The sequence below is a fragment of the Saccharopolyspora flava genome (assembly GCF_900116135.1).
Classification (GTDB): domain Bacteria; phylum Actinomycetota; class Actinomycetes; order Mycobacteriales; family Pseudonocardiaceae; genus Saccharopolyspora; species Saccharopolyspora flava.
Genome location: NZ_FOZX01000004.1, coordinates 109,895 through 134,340, shown reverse-complemented (window position 1 = coordinate 134,340; position 24,446 = coordinate 109,895). Strand labels below are relative to the sequence as shown.

General features: G+C 72.1%; 23 protein-coding genes. 3 read left to right on the top strand and 20 right to left on the bottom strand.

Annotated elements, in window-relative coordinates:
- Nucleotides 1-56: 56 nt before the first annotated feature.
- From mftE to mftA, 12 genes are read right to left on the bottom strand one after another with little or no spacing between them, the layout of a single operon-like run.
- Nucleotides 57-716 (bottom strand): mycofactocin biosynthesis peptidyl-dipeptidase MftE, encoded by a 660-nt coding sequence (gene mftE, locus BM424_RS13955; RefSeq protein WP_093417385.1) that lies wholly within the window; start codon nt 714-716, stop codon nt 57-59.
- A complete protein-coding gene (gene mftF, locus BM424_RS13950) occupies nt 713-2,056 on the bottom strand; it encodes a mycofactocin biosynthesis glycosyltransferase MftF (RefSeq protein ID WP_093417382.1) in 1,344 nt (447 codons plus the stop codon). Before mftF ends, mftE begins: the two co-directional genes overlap by 4 nt.
- Nucleotides 2,053-2,835, bottom strand: coding sequence for a mycofactocin-coupled SDR family oxidoreductase (locus BM424_RS13945; protein WP_093417380.1), 783 nt, complete (start codon nt 2,833-2,835; stop codon nt 2,053-2,055). The genes mftF and BM424_RS13945 overlap by 4 nt, the downstream gene beginning before the upstream one ends.
- Nucleotides 2,832-3,653 (bottom strand): mycofactocin-associated electron transfer flavoprotein beta subunit, encoded by an 822-nt coding sequence (locus tag BM424_RS13940; protein WP_175548090.1) that lies wholly within the window; start codon nt 3,651-3,653, stop codon nt 2,832-2,834. Before BM424_RS13940 ends, BM424_RS13945 begins: the two co-directional genes overlap by 4 nt.
- A 5-nt stretch (nt 3,654-3,658) precedes the next feature.
- Complete coding sequence (locus BM424_RS13935) at nt 3,659-3,946, bottom strand: ferredoxin family protein (protein ID WP_093417374.1); 288 nt, start codon at nt 3,944-3,946, stop codon at nt 3,659-3,661.
- A gap of 11 nt (nt 3,947-3,957) precedes the next feature.
- Nucleotides 3,958-5,244: an FAD-dependent oxidoreductase gene (locus BM424_RS13930; RefSeq protein ID WP_093417372.1), complete on the bottom strand. Its 1,287-nt coding sequence runs from the start codon at nt 5,242-5,244 to the stop codon at nt 3,958-3,960.
- Nucleotides 5,237-6,163, bottom strand: a complete 927-nt coding sequence (locus BM424_RS13925) for a mycofactocin-associated electron transfer flavoprotein alpha subunit (RefSeq protein ID WP_093417369.1) — start codon at nt 6,161-6,163, stop codon at nt 5,237-5,239. The genes BM424_RS13930 and BM424_RS13925 overlap by 8 nt, the downstream gene beginning before the upstream one ends.
- The gene (locus tag BM424_RS13920; protein WP_093417366.1) at nt 6,160-8,103 is read right to left on the bottom strand and encodes a mycofactocin system FadH/OYE family oxidoreductase 2; all 1,944 of its coding nucleotides are present in this window, start codon (nt 8,101-8,103) and stop codon (nt 6,160-6,162) included. The genes BM424_RS13925 and BM424_RS13920 overlap by 4 nt, the downstream gene beginning before the upstream one ends.
- A complete protein-coding gene (locus BM424_RS13915) occupies nt 8,100-9,971 on the bottom strand; it encodes a mycofactocin system FadH/OYE family oxidoreductase 1 (RefSeq protein WP_093417364.1) in 1,872 nt (623 codons plus the stop codon). Before BM424_RS13915 ends, BM424_RS13920 begins: the two co-directional genes overlap by 4 nt.
- On the bottom strand, nt 9,968-11,158 hold the full coding sequence (mftC, locus tag BM424_RS13910; RefSeq protein WP_093417361.1) for a mycofactocin radical SAM maturase: 1,191 nt from the start codon (nt 11,156-11,158) through the stop codon (nt 9,968-9,970). The genes BM424_RS13915 and mftC overlap by 4 nt, the downstream gene beginning before the upstream one ends.
- Nucleotides 11,159-11,214: 56 nt before the next feature.
- Nucleotides 11,215-11,496 (bottom strand): mycofactocin biosynthesis chaperone MftB, encoded by a 282-nt coding sequence (mftB, locus tag BM424_RS13905; RefSeq protein WP_093417358.1) that lies wholly within the window; start codon nt 11,494-11,496, stop codon nt 11,215-11,217.
- Between the two features lie 2 nt (nt 11,497-11,498).
- Complete coding sequence (gene mftA, locus BM424_RS13900) at nt 11,499-11,603, bottom strand: mycofactocin precursor MftA (RefSeq protein ID WP_093417355.1); 105 nt, start codon at nt 11,601-11,603, stop codon at nt 11,499-11,501.
- On the opposite strand from mftA, the gene mftR reads away from it, so the two are divergent.
- Nucleotides 11,604-12,296 carry a mycofactocin system transcriptional regulator gene (mftR, locus tag BM424_RS13895; protein ID WP_425442013.1) on the top strand — a complete coding sequence of 231 codons (693 nt, stop codon included), beginning with the start codon at nt 11,604-11,606 and terminating at the stop codon, nt 12,294-12,296. It abuts the gene before it with no gap.
- Here the strand turns inward: mftR and BM424_RS13890 are convergent.
- The 5 genes from BM424_RS13890 to BM424_RS13870 form a co-directional block, all read right to left on the bottom strand.
- Entirely contained in the window at nt 12,290-13,414 is a 1,125-nt protein-coding gene (locus tag BM424_RS13890) for an NDMA-dependent alcohol dehydrogenase (protein WP_093417350.1), read from the bottom strand. The two genes, mftR and BM424_RS13890, sit on opposite strands and share 7 nt — an antisense overlap.
- 65 nt (nt 13,415-13,479) lie before the next feature.
- Nucleotides 13,480-14,319, bottom strand: coding sequence for a universal stress protein (locus BM424_RS13885; RefSeq protein WP_093417347.1), 840 nt, complete (start codon nt 14,317-14,319; stop codon nt 13,480-13,482).
- A gap of 61 nt (nt 14,320-14,380) precedes the next feature.
- Nucleotides 14,381-16,057, bottom strand: a complete 1,677-nt coding sequence (locus BM424_RS13880) for a TIGR03767 family metallophosphoesterase (protein WP_093417345.1) — start codon at nt 16,055-16,057, stop codon at nt 14,381-14,383.
- Between the two features lie 105 nt (nt 16,058-16,162).
- Complete coding sequence (locus BM424_RS13875; RefSeq protein WP_245775845.1) at nt 16,163-17,035, bottom strand: acetamidase/formamidase family protein; 873 nt, start codon at nt 17,033-17,035, stop codon at nt 16,163-16,165.
- Nucleotides 17,036-17,459: 424 nt separating this feature from the next.
- Nucleotides 17,460-19,751, bottom strand: coding sequence for a transketolase-like TK C-terminal-containing protein (locus BM424_RS13870; RefSeq protein ID WP_093417342.1), 2,292 nt, complete (start codon nt 19,749-19,751; stop codon nt 17,460-17,462).
- Nucleotides 19,752-19,880: 129 nt separating this feature from the next.
- On the opposite strand from BM424_RS13870, the gene BM424_RS13865 reads away from it, so the two are divergent.
- Entirely contained in the window at nt 19,881-20,363 is a 483-nt protein-coding gene (locus tag BM424_RS13865; RefSeq protein ID WP_093417340.1) for an Lrp/AsnC family transcriptional regulator, read from the top strand.
- On the opposite strand, the gene BM424_RS13860 is transcribed toward BM424_RS13865, so the two are convergent.
- Nucleotides 20,328-21,353, bottom strand: coding sequence for a DNA polymerase IV (locus BM424_RS13860; RefSeq protein WP_245775844.1), 1,026 nt, complete (start codon nt 21,351-21,353; stop codon nt 20,328-20,330). The genes BM424_RS13865 and BM424_RS13860 overlap by 36 nt on opposite strands.
- Before the next feature lie 48 nt (nt 21,354-21,401).
- On the opposite strand from BM424_RS13860, the gene BM424_RS13855 reads away from it, so the two are divergent.
- A complete protein-coding gene (locus tag BM424_RS13855) occupies nt 21,402-21,878 on the top strand; it encodes an NUDIX hydrolase (RefSeq protein WP_175548087.1) in 477 nt (158 codons plus the stop codon).
- Between the two features lie 250 nt (nt 21,879-22,128).
- Here the strand turns inward: BM424_RS13855 and BM424_RS13850 are convergent, their stop codons facing one another.
- Entirely contained in the window at nt 22,129-23,379 is a 1,251-nt protein-coding gene (locus tag BM424_RS13850) for an MFS transporter (protein ID WP_245775843.1), read from the bottom strand.
- 178 nt (nt 23,380-23,557) lie between these two features.
- Nucleotides 23,558-24,376, bottom strand: a complete 819-nt coding sequence (locus BM424_RS13845) for an alpha/beta fold hydrolase (RefSeq protein ID WP_093417333.1) — start codon at nt 24,374-24,376, stop codon at nt 23,558-23,560.
- Nucleotides 24,377-24,446 lie beyond the last annotated feature (70 nt).

The window sequence follows — 24,446 nt, the reverse complement described above, 5'->3', positions numbered from 1 at the left end:
GAGGTTAGCCCTGTGCGGGCCTTCTCAACGCACCCGGCCCCTCGGGCGTGTTGGATTCAATCCCAGGCGTCGATGACGTCGATCAGGTCGTCGGTCCAGGAGCGCAGGATGCGGCGTCCTTCGGAGCCGCTCGCGCCGCGCGGGTCGCCGAGGACGCCGTTGGCGCTGACCGCCGCCGTGCCACCGGCGCGCAACCGGTCGATGAGCTCGGAAAGCGGTGCCGTGTTGCCGATTTCGGCTCGTTCGAGGCGGACTGCGTGCGGGCGCAGGGCGAGCATCACCGAGGTCTCGGTGCGTCCGGCGTGGCTGTCGTCGGCGCGGCCGGTCGGCGACCAGGCCAGCACCCGGCGGCCTTCGGAGCGCAGGGTGCGCACGGCGTTGCGGACCGGGACGGCGTTGCCGCCGTGGCAGGAGACGAGCACGACGCCGCTGAAGGCGTCGGCGGAGCGGCCGAGCTCGGTGAGCAGCAGTTCGGTGGCGGCCTGCCCGATCGACAGGGTGCCGGGGAACGCGGCGTGCTCGCCGCTGGAGCCGTAGGCCACGGGTGGCGCGATCACGACCTCGCGCTGCTCGGCGAGGCGTTCGCACAGGGCGACGGCGATGTCGGTGTCGACGGTGCACGGCAGGTGCGGGCCGTGCTGCTCGGTGGCGCCGACCGGGACCGCGAGCAGCCGGGGTTCCCGCAGCTCGGGCCAGGTGGTCTCGCCGAAGTTCACGCCGGATCACCGCCGACGGGGACGCTGGCGCGCCCGCCCCGGTCGGTGAGCACCGGCCGCAGCGCGGTGGTGCTGCGCTCGCGGAGGGCACCGCGCAGCACGCCGCAGCCGTAGGCGGCGTCCTCGGCGACGCGGGCGAGGGCGTGCCGCAGCGGGTCGAGTTCGCGCGGTTCGGCGAGGTGGCGGGCGGCGACGAAGGCGAGCACGAGGCGTCCGCGCTTGCTCAGCAGCAGCGGCGGGATCGCCAGCGGCGCCCACGCCCGCCCGGCGCAGTCGGCGAGAAGCCGCGCGGCGCCGAGGTTCCCGCGCACCGCGAGGGTGATCGACTCACGGACGGGGATGCCGAACGCGCCGAGCTTGCGGGTGAGCAGCACCGCCGCCGCGCCGGTCACGACCAGCGCCGAGCGGTGGCGGCCGAGGATGACGAGCAGCCACACCAGCGCGCTCCACAGCGACAGCCGCACGGGCGCGACGTTCTCGCCGTGGCGGCTGCCGAGCGGTCCGGCCGAGCAGCCGTAGCCGTAGCGCTGCCGCAGCAGCGCGGGCCAGCTGGGGCGCGGGGCGTGCTCGACGATCGCGGCGGGTTCGTAGCGGGCCTGGTGGCGGGCGGTCAGCCGCCAGATGAGGTCGACGTCCTCGCCGAAGCGCAGCGACTCGTCGAAACCGCCCAGCTCGACCAGGGTTTCGGTGCGCACGAGCAGCGCGGCGGTGGGCACGTAGCTGATCCGGCTGCCCGCGCGCACCGGTCCTGGCCGCTCGCCCAGGTCCAGCGGTGAGCAGGTCCGCTCGAACCGCTCCAGCGCCGAATCCCCCTTCCTGCTGCGGACTCTCGGCGCGACGGCGGCGACGTCGGGGTCGTCGAAGTGCCGCAGCAGCGGGTCCAGCCAGCCGGGCTCGGGAACGGTGTCGGCGTCGAGGAACGCCACCAGCGGGGTGTCGGCGAGCCGCCACCCGGCGTTGCGGGCCGCGCCCGGACCGCGCGGGGTGTCGTGGCGGACCGCGGCGCCGGGGATCGGTGTCGGCGAGCCGTCGTCGACGAGCAGCACCCGCATCCCCGCCAGCGCGTCGAGCAGCGCGCTCGGGCGCGGGCCGCGGACGGGGATGACGACGGTGACGTCCTCGGCCCGCAGGCTCCCGGTCTCGTGCTGGGGGTGCACCATCCCGCTGCGCACCAGCCGCCGCACGAGCGGGTTCTGGCTGGTCACGGGCTTTCCGGCAAGCCACTCGTCGAGGAGTTCCGAGCCGCGCGCGGTGAGCCGCAGGATGCGGTACGGCGAACCGCCGGCGACGGTCCGGCCGTCGTCGAAGCGCCGCAGGCTCGCATCGGCCACGAGCTTCACGCGGTGAACCCCCCGTCGGCGTGCACGACGGTGCCGGTGATGGCCGAGGCGCGCTCGTCGCACAGCCAACACACGGCCGCGGCGACCTCCTCGGGTTCCAGGAGCCGGTCGACGACCTGGTGGGTCGCGAACTCCTCGACGTCGTCGAGGTCGTAGTAGGAGGCGGTCGCGGTGAGCATGTCGGTGCGGGTGGAGCCCGGCGAGACGGCGGTGGCGTTGACCCCGGTGCCGCGCAGGTCGGTCGCCAGACCCCGGATCAGCCCGACCACGGCGTGCTTGGCCGCGTTGTAGCCGGCCAGGTGGTAGAGGCCGCGGTGCGCGGCGGCCGAGGCCAGCGCGACGAACCGGCCGGAGCGGGGTTCGGGGCGGCGCAGCATCGCCGGGACGGCCGCGCGGGCCAGGTTCGCCACGCCGCGCACGTCGATGTCGAAGAGCAGGTCCAGCTCGACGTCGGGGGTCTCCCACAGGGGCGTGCCACCGGCCATGATCGCGGCCGCGGCGACGGCGGCGTCGAGCCCGCCGAACTCGGCCTCGGCGACCTGCACCGCCCCGGCCAGCGCGTCGGCGTCGCGCACGTCGGCGACGACCTCGCGCACCGAATCCGGGTGCGCGTCGGCGAGTTCGCGCAGCTCGTCGCGGGTGCCGAGCCGGTAGGGCACGCCGGGCAGGTCGGCGCACACGTCGAGGGCGACGACCTGCCAGCCCTCCGCCACCAGCTGCCGCACCACGCACGCGCCCACTCCCCGGGCGGCTCCGGTGACCAGCGCGACGCGGCTCATGACCGGTACCCCTGACGCCGCAGGTAGGCCAGCAGCTCGTCGGCCGCCGCGGCGGGCTCGAGCGGGCCCACGACGGTGGGCGGGGTGCGGTCGACCAGCGCCCCTGTGAGCTCCAGGACCCGGCGGTGGGCGGTGTCGCCGCTGGGCGGCGGGTAGGCGCGCGGTCGCGGCGTGCGCGGCCGGGTGGAGACCACGTCGGCGGCGGTGTCCGGCGGTGTGCCGGGCACGACGGCGATCTCGGCTTCCCGCGCGGCCAGCACGGCGGGCAGCGGGGCGCGGCGCAGCCGCAGACCGCCCTCGACGGAGACGACGGCGGGGCTGGGCAGGCGCAGGACCTCGCGCGCACCTCCGTCGAGCCGGCGGTGCGCGACCACCCGGTCGCCGTCGAGCTCGAGGTGGACCACGCCGAGCGCCTGGGCGGCGTCGAGGTGCGCGGCCAGGAACGCCGGGGTCGCACCGGTGCCGCCGTCGGCGGACCGGTCGCCGCAGAGCACGAGGTCGGTCTCGGGCAGCGCGGCGGCCAGCGAGCGGGCCGCGGACCCGTTGTGCGCCAAGGAGTTCAGGGGCGTGTCGAGGTCGACGCGGGTGGCCCGGTCGGCCCCGGCCGCCAGGGCGTCGCGCAGGCCCTCCTCGGTCTCCGGCGGGCCGGCGGCCAGCACGTGCACGCTGCCGCCGGTGAGCTCGGCGAGGCGCAGCGCGTGCTCCAGCGCCGCGTGCTCGGCGGGCGTCTCGCCCCGGTGGGCGGTGCCCAGCGCGCCGGTCAGCGGATCGACCTCGACGCGCTGCCACGACCGGCTCAGCGCCACTGCGATGCGCATGTCTGTCAGCCCCTCCGGAACACGACGCCGTTGCCGCCGTCGGGATAGGTCCAGGTGATGGCCCCGGCGTTGTTGCAGATCTGGTAGCAGGTGCCGCATTCGAAGCACTGCTCGTAGTTGAACAGGATGCCGCCGTCGCCGGTGGGCACGAACAGCTTCGCCGGGCACGCCGACACGCAGGCCTGGGTCGTGCAGGACCGGCAGATCTCGGTGTCGACGGTGATGTGGGCGCGCTCACCGACGTCGAAGTCGACGGTGCCCATGCGGTCCTCGAAGGAGATGTCTCGGTACATGCCCGCCTCTTTCAGCCGAAGGTGCGCAGACCGGTCCAGGCGTCGGCGGCGAGCTGCCGCAGCCGGACGCCGTGACGGGCGGCGGTGTCGCGGAACAGCTTGCCCAGCCGGGGTTTCGGCGCCGGGTTGCCGACGGTGAACACCCCTTGGGCGAAGTCGCACAGCAGCTTCGGGTACTGCTGCTGCACCCGGTCGGAGAGCACGAGTTCGGGCGCGCGCTGCAGCCGCTCGTGGTCGGCGAGCACGAAGGACGACTTCAGCCGCTTCCGGTACCCGTCGAGCCCGCCGCCGGTCGCGACGGCTTCGGCGGCGGTGCGCCCGGCGGCCAGGCCGGATCCGATCGCGAAGTTGACGCCCTCCAGCCAGATCCCGGCCGCCAGGCACATCGCGGCCGCGTCGCCGGTGACGAGCATGCCGGGCGTGGACAGCGGCGGCATGCTGCGGTAGCCGCCCTCCGGGATGAGGTGCGCGGAGTACTCCTTGAGCTCGGCGCCGCGCAGGTAGGGCGCGATCGCCGGGTGCGCCTTGAGGTCGGCGAGCACGTCCTCCGGCCGCCTGCCCGACTTCGCCAGGTCGGTCAGCGAGAGCACGACGCCGACGCTGACGGTGTCGCGGTTGGTGTAGAGGAACCCGCCGCCGGCGATGTCGCCGGTGCAGCCGAGGATCTCGAAGTCGGCGCCCTGGTCGCCGCTGAGGCCGAAGCGCTCGTCGATGGTCGCGCGCGGCAGCGCCAGGGTCTCCTTCACGCCGAGCGTCTGGTGCTCGGGGTCGGTGCCGGGCAGCAGCCCGGCCTGCTTGGCCAGGAAGGCGTTGACGCCGTCGGCGGCGATCACGACCTTCGCGCGGATGTCGCCGTCGGGCCGGTCGGTGCGCACGCCGACGATCCGGCCGTTCTCCCGGAGGACGTCGGTGGCCACGGTCGAGGTGACCAGCCGCGCCCCGGCGTCGACGGCCTTGCCCGCCAGCCACGAGTCGAAGTCGGCGCGGAAGGTCGTCATGCCGTTGTAGGGGGCGCTGCCCCAGTCCTCGGTGCGGAAGTCGACGGTGAGCGCCTGGTGGCCGGTGAGCATCATGGTGCTGCGCCGGGTCACCCAGCGCTGCACGGGCACCTCGCGCCACCACTCGGGCAGCACCTCGTCGAGCACGCGGGCGTAGACGACTCCGCCGTAGACGTTCTTGGAGCCGGGGAACGGTCCGCGTTCGAGCAGGAGGACGCTGCGCCCGGCGCGGGCGAGTTCGAGTGCGGCGGCCGATCCGGCGGGACCGGCGCCGACGACGACGGCATCGACTTCAGTCATCTCGTCTCCGGCGGTCGAGTTCGGCCAGGACCGCGGGGGCGTCGGCGATGATGCCGAGGTCGGCCATGGCGGTCATCGGGCAGTGCGGGTCGGTGTTGATGCTCACGACGTGCTCGGGGCGTCCGAGACCGCCGGTGTGCTGGGTGGCGCCGGAGATGCCGAAGGCGACGTAGAGGTCGGGGTCGACGACGACGCCGGTGGTGCCGATCTGGCGGTCGTGCCCGGCCCAGCCGGCGTCGGTGACGACGCGGGTGGCCCCGGCGGAGGCGCCGAGCCAGGCGGCGACCTCGGTGAGCGTGCGCATCGCGGCGGTGCCGTCCTCGCCGGGGCGGACGAGCCCGGCGCCGCCGCCGAGGATGCGGCGGGCCTCGGTGAGCTCGACGGTCTCGGGCTCGGGCGGCCGGACCTCGACCAGCTCGGCGTCGCGGGCGGTGCCCGGTGCTGCGTCGAGCGGGACGGGTTCCGGTGGGGGCAGCGGTGTTCCGACTCCGCGCACCCCCGGGGTGAGGGTGACGACGACGGGGCCGGTGAAGCGGACCCGCACCTGCACCCGATCGTCCACTCGGGACAGATCGGCGGTGTCGGTGCCGCACTGGACGGCGCCCGCGTGCAGCGGCCTGCCGGTGGTGAAGGCCAGGCGGGGAGCCAGGTCTCGGCCGTCGGGCGAGGCGGGCAGCAGCACCACCCGCACCTCGCCGAGCAGCGGCGCGAGCGTCGCGGCGAGCGAACCCGGTGCCACCACGTCGCTTTCGACGGTCCAGGTGGTGCGGGCGGCGCTGAGCTCCTTGGCGGCGCGGGCCGTGCCGGTGCCGGTGAGCAGCGCGGCTCCGCCGGCTTCGGCGACGGTCTCGTCGGCACCGGCGGGCAGCGCGCCGTCGCGGACGACGACGATCGCGAGGGTGTCGGGCAGGGCGCTCACAGTTCCACCGCCACTCGGTGTCCTTCGATCACGGCCGCGTGCGCGCGGCGGGGCGCGAGGCAGTCCCCCGCCCGGTGCACCGGGAACGGCGCGTCGCGCAGCTCGTGCCACAGCTCGTCGACGGGGCTCTGGTGCACCGCGCACACCACCCAGTCGACGACGTGCTCGGTGGTCTCGCCGGTGGTGTGCTTGAGGATCTGCAGCGACACCCGCTCGCCGTCGGCCGAGGCGCCCATGACGACCTCGTCGGTGCGCTGCCCGATCCCCTTGGCGTGGGCGCGGATGTTGAAGGTCTCCATGTCGAGCGTGACGCCGAGGTCCTGGCACACGACCATGCCCGGCGTGCTGATCCGCACCCGGCAGCCCCGGTCGGCCAGCAGCTCGGCGACCGAGGCGGCCTGCTGGAACCCGAGCTCGTCGACGAGGAGCACCTCGCCTTCCGGGCTCGCGTCCCCGGAGAGCACGTCGCGGACGTCCACGATCCGGTCCAGATCACCAGCCCACCAAGGCTTTTCGGGACGCGCTCCGGTGGCCAGGACGACGGCGTCGGGGTGTTCTTCGCGCAGCAGCTGCGCGGTGGCGGCGACGCCGGTCTTGACGTCGACGCCGTGGCGGGCGCACTCGGCGCGCAGGTTCCGCACCACGTCGAGGAATTCGGCGCGGCCCGGCACGCTCGCGGCCTGGGCGACCTGACCGCCGGTCTCGGGCGCCTGCTCGAACAGCGTCACGTGGTGGCCGCGCTCGGCCGCGGTGGCCGCGGCCTGCAACCCGGCCGGTCCGCCGCCGACGACGAGCACCCGGTCGCGCCTGCGCGGCATCGGCAGCGCCACCGATTCCCGCCCGGTGCGCGGGTTCTCGATGCAGCCGAGCCAGCGGTTCAGCCCCATCCGGCCGACGCACTCCTGGTTGCAGGACAGGCAGGTTCGGATGTCGGTGGCGTGCCCGGAGCGGGCCTTGGCGGCGAAGTCGGCGTCGGCGATCTGGCCGCGCACCACCCCGACCAGGTCGCAGTGGCCCTCCTCCAGGGCGCGTTCGGCCTGCAGCGGGTCCTTGATCCGGCCGACGCCGACGACCGGAAGGTCCACGGCCTGGCGGATCGCGTTGGAGATGAACAGCGCGTAGCCCGGCGGGATCGCCATCGACGCCTCGATCATGTACAGCGTCGAGGTCGCGACCCCGATGGAGGTGTTGATGTAGTCGACCTCGCCGGTGGCCTCGACCATCCTGGCGACCTCGACGGCCTCGTCGATGGTCGTGCCGCCCTCGATCAGCTCGTCGCCGCAGATCCGCACGCCCAGCGCGCGATCCGGGCCCAAGGAGTCCCGGACGGCGTCGATGATCTCCAGCAGGATCCGGGCCCGCCCGGCCAGCGACCCGCCGTAGGCGTCGGTGCGCTTGTTGGTGGCCGGGGACAGGAAACCGCGCACGATCGACGAGTGCGAGCACTGCAACTCCACCCCGTCGAAGCCGCCCTCGGCGCAGTGCGCGGCCACGGTCCCGTACCCGGCGACGACCTCGGCGATCTCGCGGGCGTCGATGGCCTTGGGCACCTCGCGGAACATCGGGTCGGGCACCGGCGAGGGCGCCCACACCGGCAGCCGCGAGTACATCGACGACGCCTGCCCGCCGTTGTGGTTGAGCTGCGCGAAGATCGGCGTCCCGTGCGCGTGCACCGCCTCGGTGATGCGCCGGTAGCCCTCGACGACCGACGGGTTGAAGCCGTGGATGAGCTTCTCGTACGGCCAGTCGGTGGGGTGGGTGGAGTGCTCCTCGGTGATGACGAGCCCGGCCCCGCCTTCGGCGCGCGCCGCGTAGTAGGCGGCGTGCTGCTCGGTCGGGTGCCCGTCGCGCGCGTAGTTGGTGAGGTGCGCGGAGAACACGATGCGGTTGCGCACGGTCACCGGCCCCACCCGCAGCGGGGAGAACAGGTAGCGGCTCATCGCAGACCTCCCGCCGCCCGGCGGCCTTCCAGGACCGCCTCGTGGATCGTGCGCGGCGCCACGCAGTCGCCGATCGGCAGGCCCTCGACCCGCTGATCGGGCAGCCGGTGTCCGCAGTGGACGACGGCGGCGGCCGGGCGCTCGCGGGTCTCGGCGGTGAACACGTCCTCCAGCACCACGTGCCCGTCGCGGACCTCGCGCAGCAGGGAGCGCTTCTCCAGCGCCACTCCGGCCCGCTGGAGCCGGGCGTTGGCGTCGGCGAGGTCGCCGGTCAGCGCGAGTTGGGTGCCCACGACCTGATCCTGCGTCACGATCGCCGTCTCCACCCCGCGAGCCGCCAGCAGCTCGGCGACCCCGACCCCGACGAAGTCCCCGACGGGATCGTGCACCACCACCGGGCCGTCCGGTATCTGGCCGCCGAGCAGTTCGACGACGTCGAGCACCACTCCCCCGTCGACCTTGAAGTTCCGCGGTCCGGGCGCGGACCCGGTCGCCACCACGACCTCCCGCCCGTCCAGCTCCTCGGGTCCGACTTCAACCCCGGTACGCACCTGCACGCCGAGCCGTCGGACCTCGCCCTCCAGCCACTCGACCAACCCGAGCAACCGCTCCCGGCCGGCGACTTCTGCCGCCGTCCGGGCCATGCCTCCGAGCCGCTCGTCCCGCTCGACGAGCTCCACCCGCCGCCCACGAGACGCCAGCACCCGAGCGGCCTCCAGCCCCGCAGGACCACCCCCGACCACCAGCACCGGTTCCGAGGACCCGATTTCCGTTGAAATCGGGATCTCGTCGGTTTCGTGGCCGGCGGTGGGGTTGGCGATGCAGGTGACGAGGGGGTTGCGGTTGTCCCGGACCGCGCACTTCTGGTTGCACAGGACGCAGGGGCGGACCGGGACGTCGTCGCGGGTCTTGGCGACGAGGTCAGGGTCGGCGATCTGGGCCCGGGTCATCTCGACGAGGTCGGCGACGCCGTCGTCGAGGGCCCACTGGGCCTGGCCGGGGTCGACGACGCTGCCCTGCAGGACCACCGGGGTGTCACCGGCGGATTCCCGGATGCCGCGGCACAGATCGATGTTGAAGCCCGGTTCGGTGTGCAGGTCGGGCCGGGTGGCCGAGGTGCCCATCGCCGAACCCCGGACGACGGCGAGGTAGTCGACCTGGTCGCGGATCGACTCGACGATCCCGGCCGCGGCCTCCGGGGTGATCCCGGCCCAGGGGGCGAGTTCGTCGCAGGACAGCCGCAGTCCGAGCACGCCGTCGCCGATCGCCTCGCGCACGGCGGCGAGGACCTCGCGCAGCAGTCGGGTGCGGTCGGTGCCGTAGTCGTCACCGCGCTGGTTGGTCAGCCCGGACAGGAACTGCCGCAGCAGCGAGAACTGCCCGGCGTTGAGCTCCACCCCGTGCAGCCCGCTGCCGACCGCCAACCGGGCCGCGTCGGCGAAACCGCGCACCAGCGCGTCGATCTCGAGCTGCTCCATCTCCATCGGCATCTCGCGGCTGGCCACGTCGGGCACCCGCGAGGGCGCCCACAGCACGCGCTGCGAGAACGCCGACGAGCCCTGCGACCCCGAGTGCCCGAGACCCGCGAGCACCACCGTCCCCTGTGGACGGCAGGCCTCGGCGACGGCCGCCCAGCCGGGACCGCAGCGCGAGGCCAGCGGCGCCCGCTCGTAGGGCCAGTCCGAGTCGTGCACGCCAGCGATCTCGGTGACCAGCACGCCGGTCCCACCCGCCGCGCGGGCGGCGTAGTAGGCGACGTGCCGGTCCGAGATGTCGCGCTCACGGCCGAGATTGGTCTCGTGCGGGCCGAACAGCACCCGGGAGGGAGCCCGGGTCCGGCCGATCTCGACCGGATCGACCAGTGTCACGGCTCGCTCACCAGCGGAGACGAGTCGCACGGCTTGGCCGGGACGGTCGGCATCCCGAGCCCGACCTTCTTGCGCTGCGACGCCCGCGAGTGGTCCTGAGTGGACTTCGGCAGCACGCTCTTGTCCACGATGGACAGCGCGGACTGCCCGTGCCCCTGCACGCACTCGGGGTCGGGCCCGTCCAGCGGCAGCCCGGTGAAGAACTTCGCCGCCATGCACCCGCCCTGGCAGGCGTCGTACTGCGAGCAGGACGCGCAGGCACCCGCCGACTGCGGCTGCCGGAGGTCGTTGAACAGCTCCGATTCCCGCCACACGCGGGCGAAACCGCCCTCCTCGCGGACGTTGCCGCCCTTGAACACGTCGTGGATGGCGAACGGGCACGCGTAGACGTCGCCGACCGGGTCGATCAGGCACACCACCCGGCCCGCGCCGCACAGGTTCAGCCCCGGCAGCGGGGTCGACCCCAGGGCGTTGAGGTGGAAGAACGAGTCACCGGTGAGCACCTGGTCGCCGTGCGCGACCAGCCAGTCGTAGATCTGCCGCTGCTGCGCGTCGGAGGGGTGCAGCTCGTCCCACACGTCGGCGCCGCGCCCGGAGGGCCGCAGCCGGGTGATGCGCAGCTGCGCGCCGAAACCGTCGGCGATGGCCTTGAAGTCGTCGAGCTGGTCGACGTTCTGGCTGGTCATCACGACCGAGATCTTGAAGTCGCGCATGCCCGCGTCGGAGAGGTTCTGCAGCGCGGTCATGGCCATGTCGAACGATCCCGGGCCGCGCACGGCGTCGTTGACCTCGCGGGTCGCGCCGTCGAGGGAGATCTGCACGTCGACGTAGTCGGTGGCGGCCAGCCTCCGGGCGCGCTCCGGGTCGAGGCGCAGCCCGTTGGTGGAGAACTTCACCCCGACCTGGTGGTCGATGGCGTAGTCGAGGAGTTCCCAGAAGTCCGGCCGCACGGTGGGTTCCCCGCCGCCGACGTTGACGTAGAAGACCTGCATCCGCTGCAGCTCGTCGATGACGGCCTTCATCTCGTCGGTCGACAGCTCGTTCGGATCGCGTCTGCCCGAAGAGGACAGGCAGTGCTCGCAGGCGAGGTTGCAGGCGTAGGTCCATTCCCAGGTCAAGCAGATCGGGGCGTCCAGACCGCCCTTGAACTGCTCGACCAGCGCGGGAACCGGTGCTGTGGTGGTCATTTCGCGGCTCACATCCAAACCGGACTTCGTCGTCGGGCAGAGGAGTCGTGCGCCTGCTACTCCGGTTCCGCCTGGGGGCGGATCATGTCGGAGGCAGCGAGGGAGGCCAGGGCCTTGCGGAACTGGGGCCGGCGCTGCTCGGGGAGGGTTTCCAGCGCGTCTTCGACGCTGGGGTGCTCACCGAGTTCGCGGACCAGTTCCACCAGTTCGGGCACTTTCAGGAACGACAGCTTCCGGTTGCCGAAGTGGTACGCGAGCGCCCCGAACGGTTCGGGGCGCAACGCGACCTGCGGGTTCAGCCGGTAGCCGCGGCTGATGTCGAACTCCGCGGCGGCCACGGTCAGTAGACCCCGCACATGCCGTCGATGGAGACCTCCTCGACCAGGAGCTCCTCCTCGACGGCGGGTTCGGTACCGGTGCTCTGTTCGATCTGCTGGTCAGACATGTGCGATGCTCCTCACAGTGTCGAGCTACCATCGACACGGTATTTGCACCCGGTGCACTTTCACAAGACGCGGAGCGGAATTCCTTGCGGCCTGACACATCTGGAGCAGTGCAGCGACCCGGCGGACGCCGAAAGGTCACCACCGCAGCGGAATTGGAGCAGGTGGCGTTCGACCTGTTCGACGAACAGGGATTCGAGCGCACCACGGTCTCCGACATCGCGGCCGCGGCGGGCATCGCGCGGCGCACGTTCTTCCACTACTTCCCGTCGAAGAACGACATCCCGTGGGGAGACTTCGATTCCGGTCTGGACCGGATGCGCGCCGAGTTCCGCGCGCTGCCCGAGGACCTCCCGCTGATGGAGGCCGTGCGGCACTGCCTGGTCGAGTTCAACCGGGTGCCTGCCGAGCAGGTCCCGGACCACCGCAGGCGGATGCGGCTGATCCTGGGAGTTCCCGCGCTGCAAGCGCATTCGACGCTGCGCTTCGAGGCCTGGCGCGAGGTGGTGGCCGAATTCGTCGGCCACCGCCTCGGCCGGCCGTCCACCGCGCTGACTCCGCAGACCATCGCGCACGCCACCCTGGGCGTCGCGCTGTCGGCCTACCAGCACTGGCTGGACCACCCCGAGCAGGAACTCTCGGACCTGCTCGGAACGGCCATGCGCGAACTAGCGCTCGCGCACACCGATCAGTAGTCGGCGTCGGTGTACTTGATGATCCCGCGCATGTTCTTTCCGGACATCATGTCGGCGTAGCCCGTGTTGATGTCCTCGAGCTTGTACTCGGCGGTGATGAGCTCGTCCAGCTTGAGCGTGCCGTTGCGGTAGTGCTCCAGCAGGCGCGGGATCTGGGTGCGCGGGCTGACACCGCCGAAGATGGCGCCCTGCAAGCGCTTCTGCAGCAGGGTGAGCTCGAACAGCGAGACCTGGGCGTCGAGCTGCTCGGCCCGGCCCATGCCGGTGACCACGACCTGCCCGCCCTTCTTCGTCATCGACAGCGCCGGTTGCAGGTGCTCGCCGGTCGTCTCGCCGATGCAGATCAGCACGCTGTCGGCCATCTGGCCCCAGGTCAGCTCGCCGACCGCGGCGTGCGCCTCCTCCATGGTCGCGAAGGAGTGCGTGGCGCCGAGTTCCTCGGACTTGGTGCGCTTGAACTCGACCGGGTCGACCGCCAGGACGTAGCGGGCGCCCGCGGCCGCCGCGCCCTGCACGGCGTTGATGCCGACGCCGCCGCAGCCGACGACGACCACGGTGTCGCCGGTGCGGGTCTCACCGATCTCGGTCGCGGTCCCCCAGCCGGTGGACACGCCGCAGCCCAGCAGCGCAGCCTTCTCCAGCGGGATGTCCTTCTCGATGACCTGCACCGAGGCCTGGTTGACCGTCACGTACGGCGCGAAGGTGCCCAGCAGGCACATCGGCGCGGCGGGTTGTCCCTGGTAGGTGATCCGGTGACCGCCGGAGATGGCCTCACCGCTGAGCAGTCCCGCGCCCGCGTCGCAGAGGTTCTGCATGCCCTTGGCGCACGCCCGGCATCTGCCGCACCCGGGGATGAAGGTGAGCACCACGTGGTCGCCCTCGTTGATCCCGGACACCCCGGGGCCCACTTGCGTGACGACCCCGGCGCCCTCGTGACCCCCGACCGCGGGGTAGATCGCCATCGGGGTGGCACCGGTGCGCAGGTGCTCGTCGGAGTGGCACAGGCCCGAGGCTGCGAGCCTCACCTGCACTTCGCCCTCGATCGGATCGCCCAGCTCGATCTCCGCGACTTCCCAGTCTTTACCCGGCTCGTGCAGGATTGCGGCCTTCGTCCTCATAACCACTCCTCGTCGAGTGCGGAAGAACATGCGCAACCGAGAATGAGAACCCGGTCACAGCGAAGTCAAGGACGTGAGCGCACGATCAGCAGCGGAGCCGGCGAGTGGTGGATCAGCTTGTGGCTGGTCGATCCCAGGTGCGCCCCGGCGACACCACCGCGGCCGTGAGCTCCGACGACGACCAGCTGCGCCTCGGACGAGTGGTTGATGAGCGCGGCGACGGGTGAGCCGCAGCCGACGATCCGCTCGACGGCGACGTTCGGGAAGCGCTCCCGCCACCCGGCCATGATCTCGGCGAGGAACAGCTGTTCCTTCTCCGCGACCTCCTCGGCGGGAAGCCTGCTGCGCAGCCACATCAGGTCGATGCCGACGACCTCCCAGGTGTGCACCACGTGCAGCGGTTCGCCGACCGAGTCGGCGAACCGGAAGGCCTGCGCGAGAACCGGAGCCGCCGATTCCGCGTCGTCGACGCCGACGACGACCGGCCCGGCGGTGGGGAACGTCGGCGGGTCGCCGACGTCCGGGACGACGGCGACGGGACCGAGCGCGTGCGCGGCGACCTTGACCGCCACGGCCCCGGCCAGCAGTCCCGCGAACCCGCCGAACCCGCGGTCGCCGACGACGAGCAGTTCGGCGGCGGCGGATTCGGCGACGAGCACCCGCTCGGGTGAACCGGGCAGCGCCGCGGTGCTCACCTTCACGTCCGGCTGAGCGGTCTGGGCGTGCTCGGCGGCGTCCGCGAGCCAGCGGGTGACCTGCGCGCGCACGTGGTCCTCCCCGGCGTGCGCGGTCGGGTCCGCGTAGACGATCCGCAGCTCGCAGCCTCTCCGCACGGCCTCGCGCGCGGCCCAGGCGGCGGCGTTGCGCGCGACCGCCGAGCCGTCGACACCCACCACGACGTTCATCCCGGCCTCCCCCGTCAATCCCTCCCAGGGTGCGCGACGGGGGCGGCGGGCGCCTTCCGGATCAGACCGGCAGGCGGCCGGGCACGAGCAGTTCGGTGTTGCGGTCGGTGTGGTCGCCGAGCTGCTCGAGGTCGGCGTTGGGGTCGTTGAACGACAGCTCCCGGTACAGCGCGGCCAGCGCGGCGGGCGAGCGGTCGTCGTAGTCGGCCTGGTAGGGGCTGTCGGCCTCGACGAGGGTGGTGAACAGCGAGATCGTGCCGTCGCGGTTGTCGGCGATCTCGATGACCCGGGCCAGCTGCGGGTAGTCGACGTGCGAGGCGGTGTTGATCTCCCAGAAGCCGCGTTCGGGGTCGTCGGCGCCGTGCGGGGTGATGGTGTTGCGGTGGGTGTGGCCGTTGACCCAGGCCAGCACGTTGGGGAAGCGCTGCAGCAGCCGCACGACGCCGTCGCCGCCGACGCGGGGTTGGCCGGGCGAGCGGAAGTCGGGCCACAGCGCGGTCATGGTGCCGGAGGTGTGGTGGCTGAACAGCACGAACAGCTCGTCGGTGACGTGCTGGGTCTGCTTGCGCCCGACCGCGTCGTAGTAGGTGGAGCTGCCCCGGGTGAGCACGTCCTCCAGCCAGCGGTACTGGTCGAGCCCGAGCGATCCCTCGGCGAGCCCGGCGGTGTTGGTGGAGTCCATCGCGATGCCGGTGACGCCGGGCGCGATCCGGAAGGTGTAGTGCGGCTTGGGGTCGGCGGCGTCGAAGCCGTGCCCGGCCGGGCCGGGGCCGGTGCGGGCGTCGTCGAGGTGGGCGGCGATGAACTCCTCGGTGGTGAACGGGTGGCGCCGCTGGTCGGGGGTCACGGTGCGCACGATCGTGTTGCCGCCGAGGATGGTCCGGCCGGAGACCTCGCGGCCGCCGCGCAGCATCTCGGCGACGGCCGCGGCTTCCCGCTCGTCCCGGCCGATGATCTTGCGGTCACCGGTGTACCAGTCGTTGACGCGCGGGATGGCCTGGTCGGCGAGGGTGCCCATGACGCTGTTGTCGTGGTTGCCGAACACCGCGTACCAGGGGATGTCCAGGCCGGGGCTGGCGAACGGGCGCAGCGCGTCGGTCAGCAGGCCCGGCAGCACCGGGAACCCGCGCTCGCGGAAGCGGTCGTCCACCCCGCCCTCGGGGTGCCAGTACAGCGGGTCGCCGGAGTCCTGGACCCCTTCGTAGTGCGCGGCACCGGTGTTCTGGGCGAGCGGGCCGCCGTTGAGGACGGCGAAGTACCAGTCGAGCTCCGCGCGCTCGTGGTTGTCGGTGCTGTCCCCGGTGGTGATCATGAAGTCCATCGGGTGCCCGGTGACGGGTCCGGTGCGCAGCTGGTTGATCCGCTGCACGAGGTGCGCGGCGGCCAGCGCGCCCAGCGTCTCCTGCGGGCGGAAGGCGCCCCCGGCCAGCGGGTGCAGGTACTCGAAGCGGGCGGGGCTCTGCGCGTCGGTGATGTGCAGGTCGGTGAACTGCGTGAACGCGGTGACCGGGACGCGGCGGTCGATCCGGCCGGGGTCGGCGACGGCCAGGTCGGTGCGCACGATCTGCGGCCATCCCGGTCCCGCGATCAGCCGCCGGTAGCCCTCACCGGAGGTGGGCTGGGCGGCCACGTCCAGGGTCGTTCGGGCCGGTGCGGCGCTCGCGGTGCCGCTGAGGCCGAGCGCCACACCCGTCATGCCCGCGGCCAGCATGAAGCCGCGCCTGCTCAAGTCCGTCATGTCAGTCCTCTGATCAGCCGGGAACTGATCAGAAAACCTTTCACGTTCTTCGCATCCGGAACACCACAGTTCAGGTGAAGAGCGAACGAACGACGACGAAACGGATCAGCGCAGTACGCCGGTCGGCAGCACCGCGTGCACGCCCCACGTCTCGTTGGCGACCTGGGTGATCCGCAGGTCGACCGTGGTGCTCGCCAGCGCCAGCGCCGACGGGCGATCCAGGGCCCGCTCGATCTGCAGCCAGTCGACCATCGCGCCCAGCGCCGTCGCGGTGGCCTCGTTGAGGTCGGCGTCGAAGCCGAAGGTGACCAGGCCGCCCGGGGTTTCGGCGTGGATGCCCGGGGCCGGGCGGTCCACGACGAGGTCCAGGCGAACCCGCGTGGTCATGCCGCACTCGATGGCCGTGCCGCCCACCTCGCCGTCGCCCTGGCGCGCGTGCCCGTCGCCGAGCAGCAGCATCGCGTCCGGCACCGTCACCGGCAGGTACAGCGTCGAGCCGGCCACCAGCTCGCGGCAGTCGATGTTGCCGCCGCCCTCGGCCCGCGGCGGGATCGTGGAGTGCTCACCCGGCTCGGCGGGCGGCATCCCCACCACGCCGAGGAACGGGGCCAGCCGCACCCGGTGCCCGTGCTGATCGGTCCCGGTCTCCCCGTCGAGCTCCCACAACAACCAGGTTCGCTCCTCCTCGGCCACCCGCAACCGGCGCATCAGCCAGTTGTCCTTGCCTGCGGCCGCGGTCCACCCCCACTCAGCGGGGGTGATCTCCTCGAAGTGCACGGCCAGCACCATCCCCGGCTTCGCCCCGCGCACCGCGATCGGCCCGGTCAGGCAGTGCCCCCGCCGTCCGGGGAACACCCGGGGCCGCTCCTCCCCCGGCACCCGCTGCCGCTCCCGATGCCCCGCGCAGTCCAGCGACTCCACGGTCACCACGTCCCCGGCCTCCACGCTCACCACCGGAGCGATGTCCCGGCTGAACACGTCAACGAGATTCCCACCCTCAGCCCGAACCTCGACAGAACCCACCGCACAACCTCCACCCCTGAGAACCCCCACCACCCAACCAGGACGAACTCCCCCAGCCAAGTGACGATCCCCACCCCTCAGGTCAAAAACCGCAGTTTTCGTCGGGTCGAATACCGCAGTTTTCGACCCGACGAATACCGCAGTTTTTGACCGGAGGTCACTCGAATGGGGTGGGTCAGGGGTGTCAACCATGCGGCGGAGCCGCATTCTCTTCCACCACGCCAGCAACTGGCACCGCCGCGGGTTCTGAGCGCTTTCGTGGCGAGTACGCCGGGACGCCGTGTATTGGACATACATCAGGAGCGGCGCACGGAGTCCACGGAAGCGCTCAGGTTCCGCTACCCGCACCGCCAAGCAGCCGGACCACTGGAAGCATTCCTCAACTGTGGGTGAGGTCCAGAGCGGAGCGGATGATCGTGTCGGTGTCCAGGCCGTGGTGGCGGTAGACGTCGTCGAGGGAGCCGGACTGGCCGAAACCGGTGACGCCCAAGTGGATTGAGGGGGTCCGGTTGATGCCCGCGAGGAACGCGAGGGCGTGCGGGTGTCCGTCGAGGACGGTGACCATCGGGCGGGCCCGGTCGGCCGGGAAGATCTGGTCGAGGACGCCCCGGTCGGCGTCGCCCCGGTGGGCACGGAAGAGCAGGTCCGGGCTGGTCACGCAGATGACGTCGGCGTCGACGCCCTGCTCGGCGAGGCGGTCGGCGGCCGCCAGCGTCTCGGTCATGAGCGCGCCCATGCCGACCAGCGTCACCTGCGGGTCGGCGGCGCGGCGCAGCGCGTAGCCGCCGCCGACGACCTGCCTGCGACGACGCTCCCTCGCCGCCGGGTCGGTCGGCACCGACGCCAGCGACTGGTCCACCGGACGGGTCGACAACCGCAGGTAGGACGAGGACCCGCCGGGCTTGCCGAGCTGCGACATCGCCGCGAGCAGGCACCACTCGGTGTCGACGGCGAACGCGGGCTCGTAGCTGGTCACGCCCGGCTGCTCCAGCCCGATCGACGGCGTGCCGACCGACTGGTGCGCGCCGCCCTCCGGCGCGAGGCTCACCCCGGACGGGGTGCCGACCAGGATCGACTGGCCGCCGCCGTAGACGCCGAACGACCACGGTTCCAGCGCCCGCCCCAGGAAGCAGTCGTAGACCACCCCGATCGGCAGCAGCGGCTGGCCCCAGCGGCTCCAGGTCGACCCGAGCTCGCCGAGCAGGCTGACCAGGTTCGTCTCGGCGATGCCGAGCTCGATGTGCTGGCCGGCCGGGCGTTCCCGCCAGTGCAGGATCGTCTCGGCGTCGTCGGCGAACCAGTCGACGCGCTCCGACGGCGACCACACGCCGACCTTGTTCAGCCAGCCGCCGAGGTTGGTGGTGGAGCTGACGTCGGGCGCCAGCGTCACGATCCGCTCGGCCGCCTCCGGCGATTCGCGGGTCAGGTCCAGCAGCGTGCGCCCCAGCGCCGCTTGGGTCGTGGTGGTGCCGCTGGGGGTGCGGCCGATGTCGGCGGGCAGCCGCGGCGGCTTCACCCGGGCGCGCTCGCGCCGCCGCAGGCGGGAAGCCGTTGCGGCGCAGAGCTTCCCGGCCGGGCTGTCGTCGGCGAAGCGGTGCCACGGGTCGTCGAGGTCGGCGCCGACCTGCGCGGCCAGCTGCTGCATCTGGTCCTCGCCGAGCAGCGAACCGTGGTTCTGCGGGTGCCCTTCGGTGGCCAGCCCGTAGCCCTTGATGGTGTAGGCGAAGATGACGGTGGGCCGGGTGTCGTCGATAGCCTGGAACGCCGAGTCCAGCGCGTCGAGGTCGTGACCGCCGAGGTTGCGGATCGCCACCGCCAGCGTCTCGTCGTCCACATCGGATAGCAGGCGCTCGATCACGCTGTCCCCGGCGGGAATTCGCTCCCGCAGCTGTGCCGGGGTGCAGCGCAGCAGGCGCTGGTACTCGGGGTTGCTCATGCCGTCGATGCGCTCGCGCAGCGCGGCACCGCCGGGCCGGGCGAACAGCTCCTCCAGCACCTGGCCGTACTTGAGCGTGATCACCTGCCACCCGGCCGCGGTGAACATGCCCTGCAGCCGGTTCGCGGCGATGTTGGGCACGACCCGGTCCAGCGACTGCCGGTTGAGGTCGACGATCCACACGACCTCGCCCAGGTCGGCCACGGTCGGGTCGAGGATCGCCTCCCAGCAGGCGCCCTCGTCGAGCTCGGCGTCGCCGAGCAGCGAGTACTGGCGTCCGGTGCCCGCCCCTCCGCCGTGGGTGTCGACGTAGCGGCGGGCCACGGCACCCCAGATCGGCGCGGTGGCGCCGATGCCGACCGAGCCGGTCGAGTAGTCGGCCGGGTCGGGGTCCTTGGTGCGGCTCGGGTAGCTCTGCACGCCGCCGAACTCGCGCAGCGTGGTCAGGTGCTTCTCGTCGAGCGAGCCGAGCAGGTAGTTGATGGCGTGCAGCACCGGCGAGGCGTGCGGTTTGACCGACACCCGGTCGGCCGCGGTGAGGTGCTCGAAGTACAGCGCGGTCATGATCGACACCATCGAGGCGCAGGACGCCTGGTGGCCGCCGACCTTGAGACCGGTGCCGTTCGGGCGGACCCGGTTGGCGTGGTCGATCATCGCGGTGGCCAGCCACAGCACCCGCTGCTCGACCTCGCGCAGATCCGCCGTCTCGGTGCGGGCAGGTACCACGCTCGTCATCACGCCTCCTCGCGTTGCCACATTGCGCCCAGAAGAACACCAAGGCAACAATCACTGCACAAGACCTGGTCGCGGAATCGAGCAATCTGCTCACGACGCCGGGCCGGAACGACCGACGAGGTGAACAGATTGCCCACCGCCGAGCCGCTCGACGACATCGACATCCGCCTGCTGCTGGCGCTGCAGGACGAGCCGCGCGCCACCGTGGTGGCGCTGGCCGAGCGAGTCGGGTTGTCCCGCAACACCGTTCAGGCTCGGCTGGCGAAGCTGGAACCGCGACTCGGCGCGTTCGAACGCCGCATCGACCCGACCACCCTGGGTTATCCGCTGACGGCGTTCATCACCGTTCAGGTCACCCAGCAGCACCTCGACCGGCTGGCCGCCGAGCTGGCCGAGATCCCGGAGGTGGTGGAGGTCTTCGGCCTCACCGGCGACTCGGACCTGCTGGTGCGCGTGGTGGCCACCGACGCCGACCAGCTCTACCGCATCGCGGGCCGCATCCTCGACACCCCGGGCGTGGAGCGCACGAACTTCTCGCTGGCGATGCGCACCCTGGTCGAGTTCCGCCTGACCCCGCTACTCGCGGACAAGCTCCGCGCGGACGCCCAGTAGCCGCACCGGCCGGTCCAGCGGGAAGCGGCCGAGGGCCTCCTGAGCCGCGACGTCGATGGGTTCGAAGTCGCGGGTGGGGGCGGCGAGGGTGACGCCGTGGGTGTGGGTGCCGAAGCGGGAGTCGCGGACCTTGACCACCACGCGGCGGGCGAGGGTGTCGTCGGCGGCCAGGTCCTCGGAGACCTGGCGGGACAGCCGGGTGATCTCGGCGCGCATCGGCTCGACCTCCCGCAGGTCGCGCTGGAAGGTGACCTCGCGGCCGTGCGAGCGGGCGCGGAACGGCTCGTCGCTGACCGGGCTGGAGTCGTAGCCGTGGGCCAGCGCCACCAGCCACGGGCCGATGTTGGGCCCGAACTCCCCCGCCAGCTCGTCCATCGGGGTGCGGGCGAGGTCGGCGACGGTGGCGATGCCGCGGGCGCCGAGCTTCTTGGCGGTCTTGGCACCGACGCCCTGCAGCGCGTCGGTGGGCTTGCCTGCCATCACCTCGACCCAGTTGGACACGTCCAGGCGGAACACGCCTGCGGGTTTTCCCATGGCGGAGGCCAGTTTCGCGCGCAGCTTGTTGTCGCCGATGCCGATCGAGCAGTTCAGCGCGGTCCGCTCGCGCACGTAGCGCTGGATGTAGCGGGCGGTGTCGAGGGCGTCGTCGGTGTCGACGAGCATGAAGGCCTCGTCCCAGCCGACGACCTCCAGGATTCCGCCGAGTTCACCGAGCGCGGTCATCACGTCGGCGGAGGCGGCCAGGTAGGTCTCGCGGTCGGCGGGCAGGAACACCGCCTCCGGGCAGCGGGCGGCGGCGGTGCGCAGCGGCGTTCCCGACTTCACGCCCAGGGCGCGGGCCTCGTAGGAGGCGCCGGCGACCACGCCGCGCTCGGTCGGATCACCCGAGCCGCCGACCAGCACCGGCTTGCCGGCCAGGTCGGGGTGCCGCAGCAGTTCCACGGCGACGATGAACTGGTCGAGGTCGATGTGCAGCACCACCCGTTCCACGCCGGTCAGCATCGCCGGAAACGCCCGATCGCGCCAGGTCCCGCGCCGATGCGCGAGACTGGCGGCGTGAGCAAGCGCAGCGCGGGAATCCTGCTGTACCGGTCCGAGGGCCCGGAGGTACTGGTCGTGCACCCGGGCGGCCCGTTCTTCAAGAACAAGGACGACGGCGCCTGGAGCCTGCCCAAGGGCGAGCACGATCCCGACGAGGACCCGCGCGCAGCGGCCCTCCGCGAGTTCGCCGAGGAGACCGGCACGACCCTGCCGGACCACCACCTCGTGCCGCTGGGCGAGGTCAGGATGCGCAGCGGCAAGCGGATCCAGGCCTGGGCGGCCGAGGGCGACTTCGACGTCACGTCGTTGCGCAGCAACACCTTCGACCTCGAATGGCCACCCCGCTCAGGCCGAACCCAATCCTTCCCCGAGGTCGACAGAGCCCTCTGGTGCGACCTGGACACGGCCCGCACCAAGCTCAACCCGGCCCAAACCCCCTTCCTCGACCGCCTCCTGGACCACCTCACTCCCTGATCCCCAGCCACCGCACCGCGCGCCTGCGCACTCGGCACGTGGTCGCGGAAGGCCGCCCCGCTGCGGAGGGGACAGTTTTTGCCAGAATCACCCATGATCAATATCCGTTTTGCCCGGACAATTATGGCTAAAACTGTCCCCTGGCGACGCACGCGCACACCGCGACCACGCACTGCGGACGAGGGCGGGGCGGTGGGAAGGACGAGGCCCCGCCCGGATGGTTCCGGGCGGGGCCTCGTTCTGCGGGAGGTCAGGATTCCAGGGAGGTCTCCTTGGTCTCGCGACTGGCGATCAGCGCCGCGAGGGTGATGGCGCCGGCGACCGCGAGGTAGACGCCGACCCAGCCCAGGCCGTAGGAACCCGCGAGCCAGGTGGCGATGTACGGGGCGACCGAGGCGCCCAGCAGGCTCGCGATGTTGTACGACACCGAGGCGCCCGTGTAGCGGACCGCCGTCGGGAACAGCTCCGGCAGCAGCGCGCCCATCGGACCGAAGGTCATGCCCATCAGACCCAGGCCGACCACCAGGAACAGCACCGTCGCCACCGCCGAGTGGGCGCCGAACCACGGACCCATGAGCAGGCCGAACACGATGATCGCGGTGGTGGTGACCACCAGCGTCGAGCGACGGCCGTAGCGGTCGGCCAGCAGTCCGGCGATCGGCACGGTGAGGCCGAAGAACACCACGCCGACCAGCAGCATCACCAGGAACGTCGAGCGCTCGTAGCCCAGGCCCGAGTCCGAGGTGCCGTAGGACAGCGAGAACACCGTCATCAGGTAGAACAGCACGTAGGTCGCCAGCATGATGAACGTGCCCAGCACCAGCGCCTTGAAGTCCGTGCGGAAGACCTGCACGAACGGCACCTTCGCCCGCTCGTTGTTCTCCAGCACCTTCGCGAACGCCGGGGTCTCGCTCAGGCTCAGCCGCACCCACAGGCCGACGATCACCAGCACCGCCGACACCAGGAACGGGATCCGCCAGCCCCACGAGGCGAACGCGGCGTCGGACATCACGCCGGAGAGGATCAGGAACAGGCCGTTGGCGAAGAAGAACCCGATCGGCGCGCCCAGCTGCGGGAACGTGCCGAACAGCGCCCGCTTGCGCGGCGGCGCGTTCTCGGTGGCCAGCAGCGCCGCGCCACCCCACTCGCCGCCCAGGCCCAGGCCCTGGCCGAACCGGCACAGCGCCAGCAGCAGCGGCGCGACGATGCCGATCTGCGCGTAGCCCGGCAGCAGACCGATCAGCACCGTCGAGATGCCCATCGTCAGCAGCGACGCCACCAGCGTCGCCTTGCGCCCGATCCGGTCGCCGAAGTGCCCGAACAGCGCCGAGCCGACCGGCCGCGCGACGAAGGCGATGCCGAAGGTCGCCAGCGAGTTCAGCGTGGCCGCGGTGTCGTCACCGGCCGGGAAGAACAGCTTCGGGAAGATCAGCACCGCGGCGGTGGCGTAGACGTAGAAGTCGTAGAACTCGATCGAGGTGCCTACGAGGCTGGCGAGCACGACCTGCCGGGTCGAATTCCGTCGGGGCCCGGACCCCGCATCTCCGGAACCTCGCACGTCTGGCGACGAGGTGTGGCCGACTGCCATGGCGCCGAACCTCCTGCTTCACACGAACGGACGAAGCCACTCTAAACCTCGGTGACCACGTCCCGAGACGGGGCTCCCGCATGGTGGGCAGTCAGGAGGCGAGGAACTCCGTGATCAGCGCCGTCACCCGGGCCGGGTTGTCCTCCTGGACGAGGTGCCCGGCATGTGGGATCCACTCCAGCCGGGCGTGCGGGATGCGCCGCGCCAGCTCGCTGCCCCGGTCCGCCGGAAGCCAGGAGTCCTGCTCGCCCCAGCCGATGAGCACCGGGCAGTCCAGCTCGCCGTAGCGGTCCTCCACCTCGCGGGTGTAGCGCTCGTCGGCCTGCGCGATCTGCCGGTAGAACGCGGGCTGCCCGTCCTCGCCGAGCCACGGCGCCGTCATCCGGTCCAGCACGTCGGGCCGCAGTTCGCGATGCGCGGCGGTGGCCAGGTAGCCGCGCACCAGGGACTCGTGCAGGTGCGGCGGCAGCGCGGAGAACACCTCGGCGTTCGCGTTGACCAGGCGGAAGAACTCCGATCCCCACGGCCGGATGCTCACCGCGTCCAGCAGCGCCAGCCGCCGGTACGCGACCCCGTCCAGCAGCGCGCTGCGCAGCGAGACCGCACCGCCGAAGTCGTGCGCGATCACCGAGGGCTCGTGCAGCCCGCAGTGCCGCAGCCAGCCGGTGAACACCTCCTGCTGCGCGGCCAGCGACACGTCCTGGCCCTCGAACTTCGCCGAGCTCCCGTAACCGGGCATGTCCCACAGGTGCACGCGGTAGCGCGCGCTAAGCGCGTTGGCCACGTCCCGCCAGACGAAGGAGGAGAACGGCGTCCCGTGCATCAGGACGACGTCCTCCCCCTCACCGAAGCTGTCCCACCGCACCGTCCCGTGCGGCGACTCGTAGACCTCCGCGAGCTCCCAATCCATCCCGACCTCCGCGCGTCTCGGCCACGTCCGGCTCCGAAGCTAGCCGAGCCGACACGGGCGCGTCAGGCGA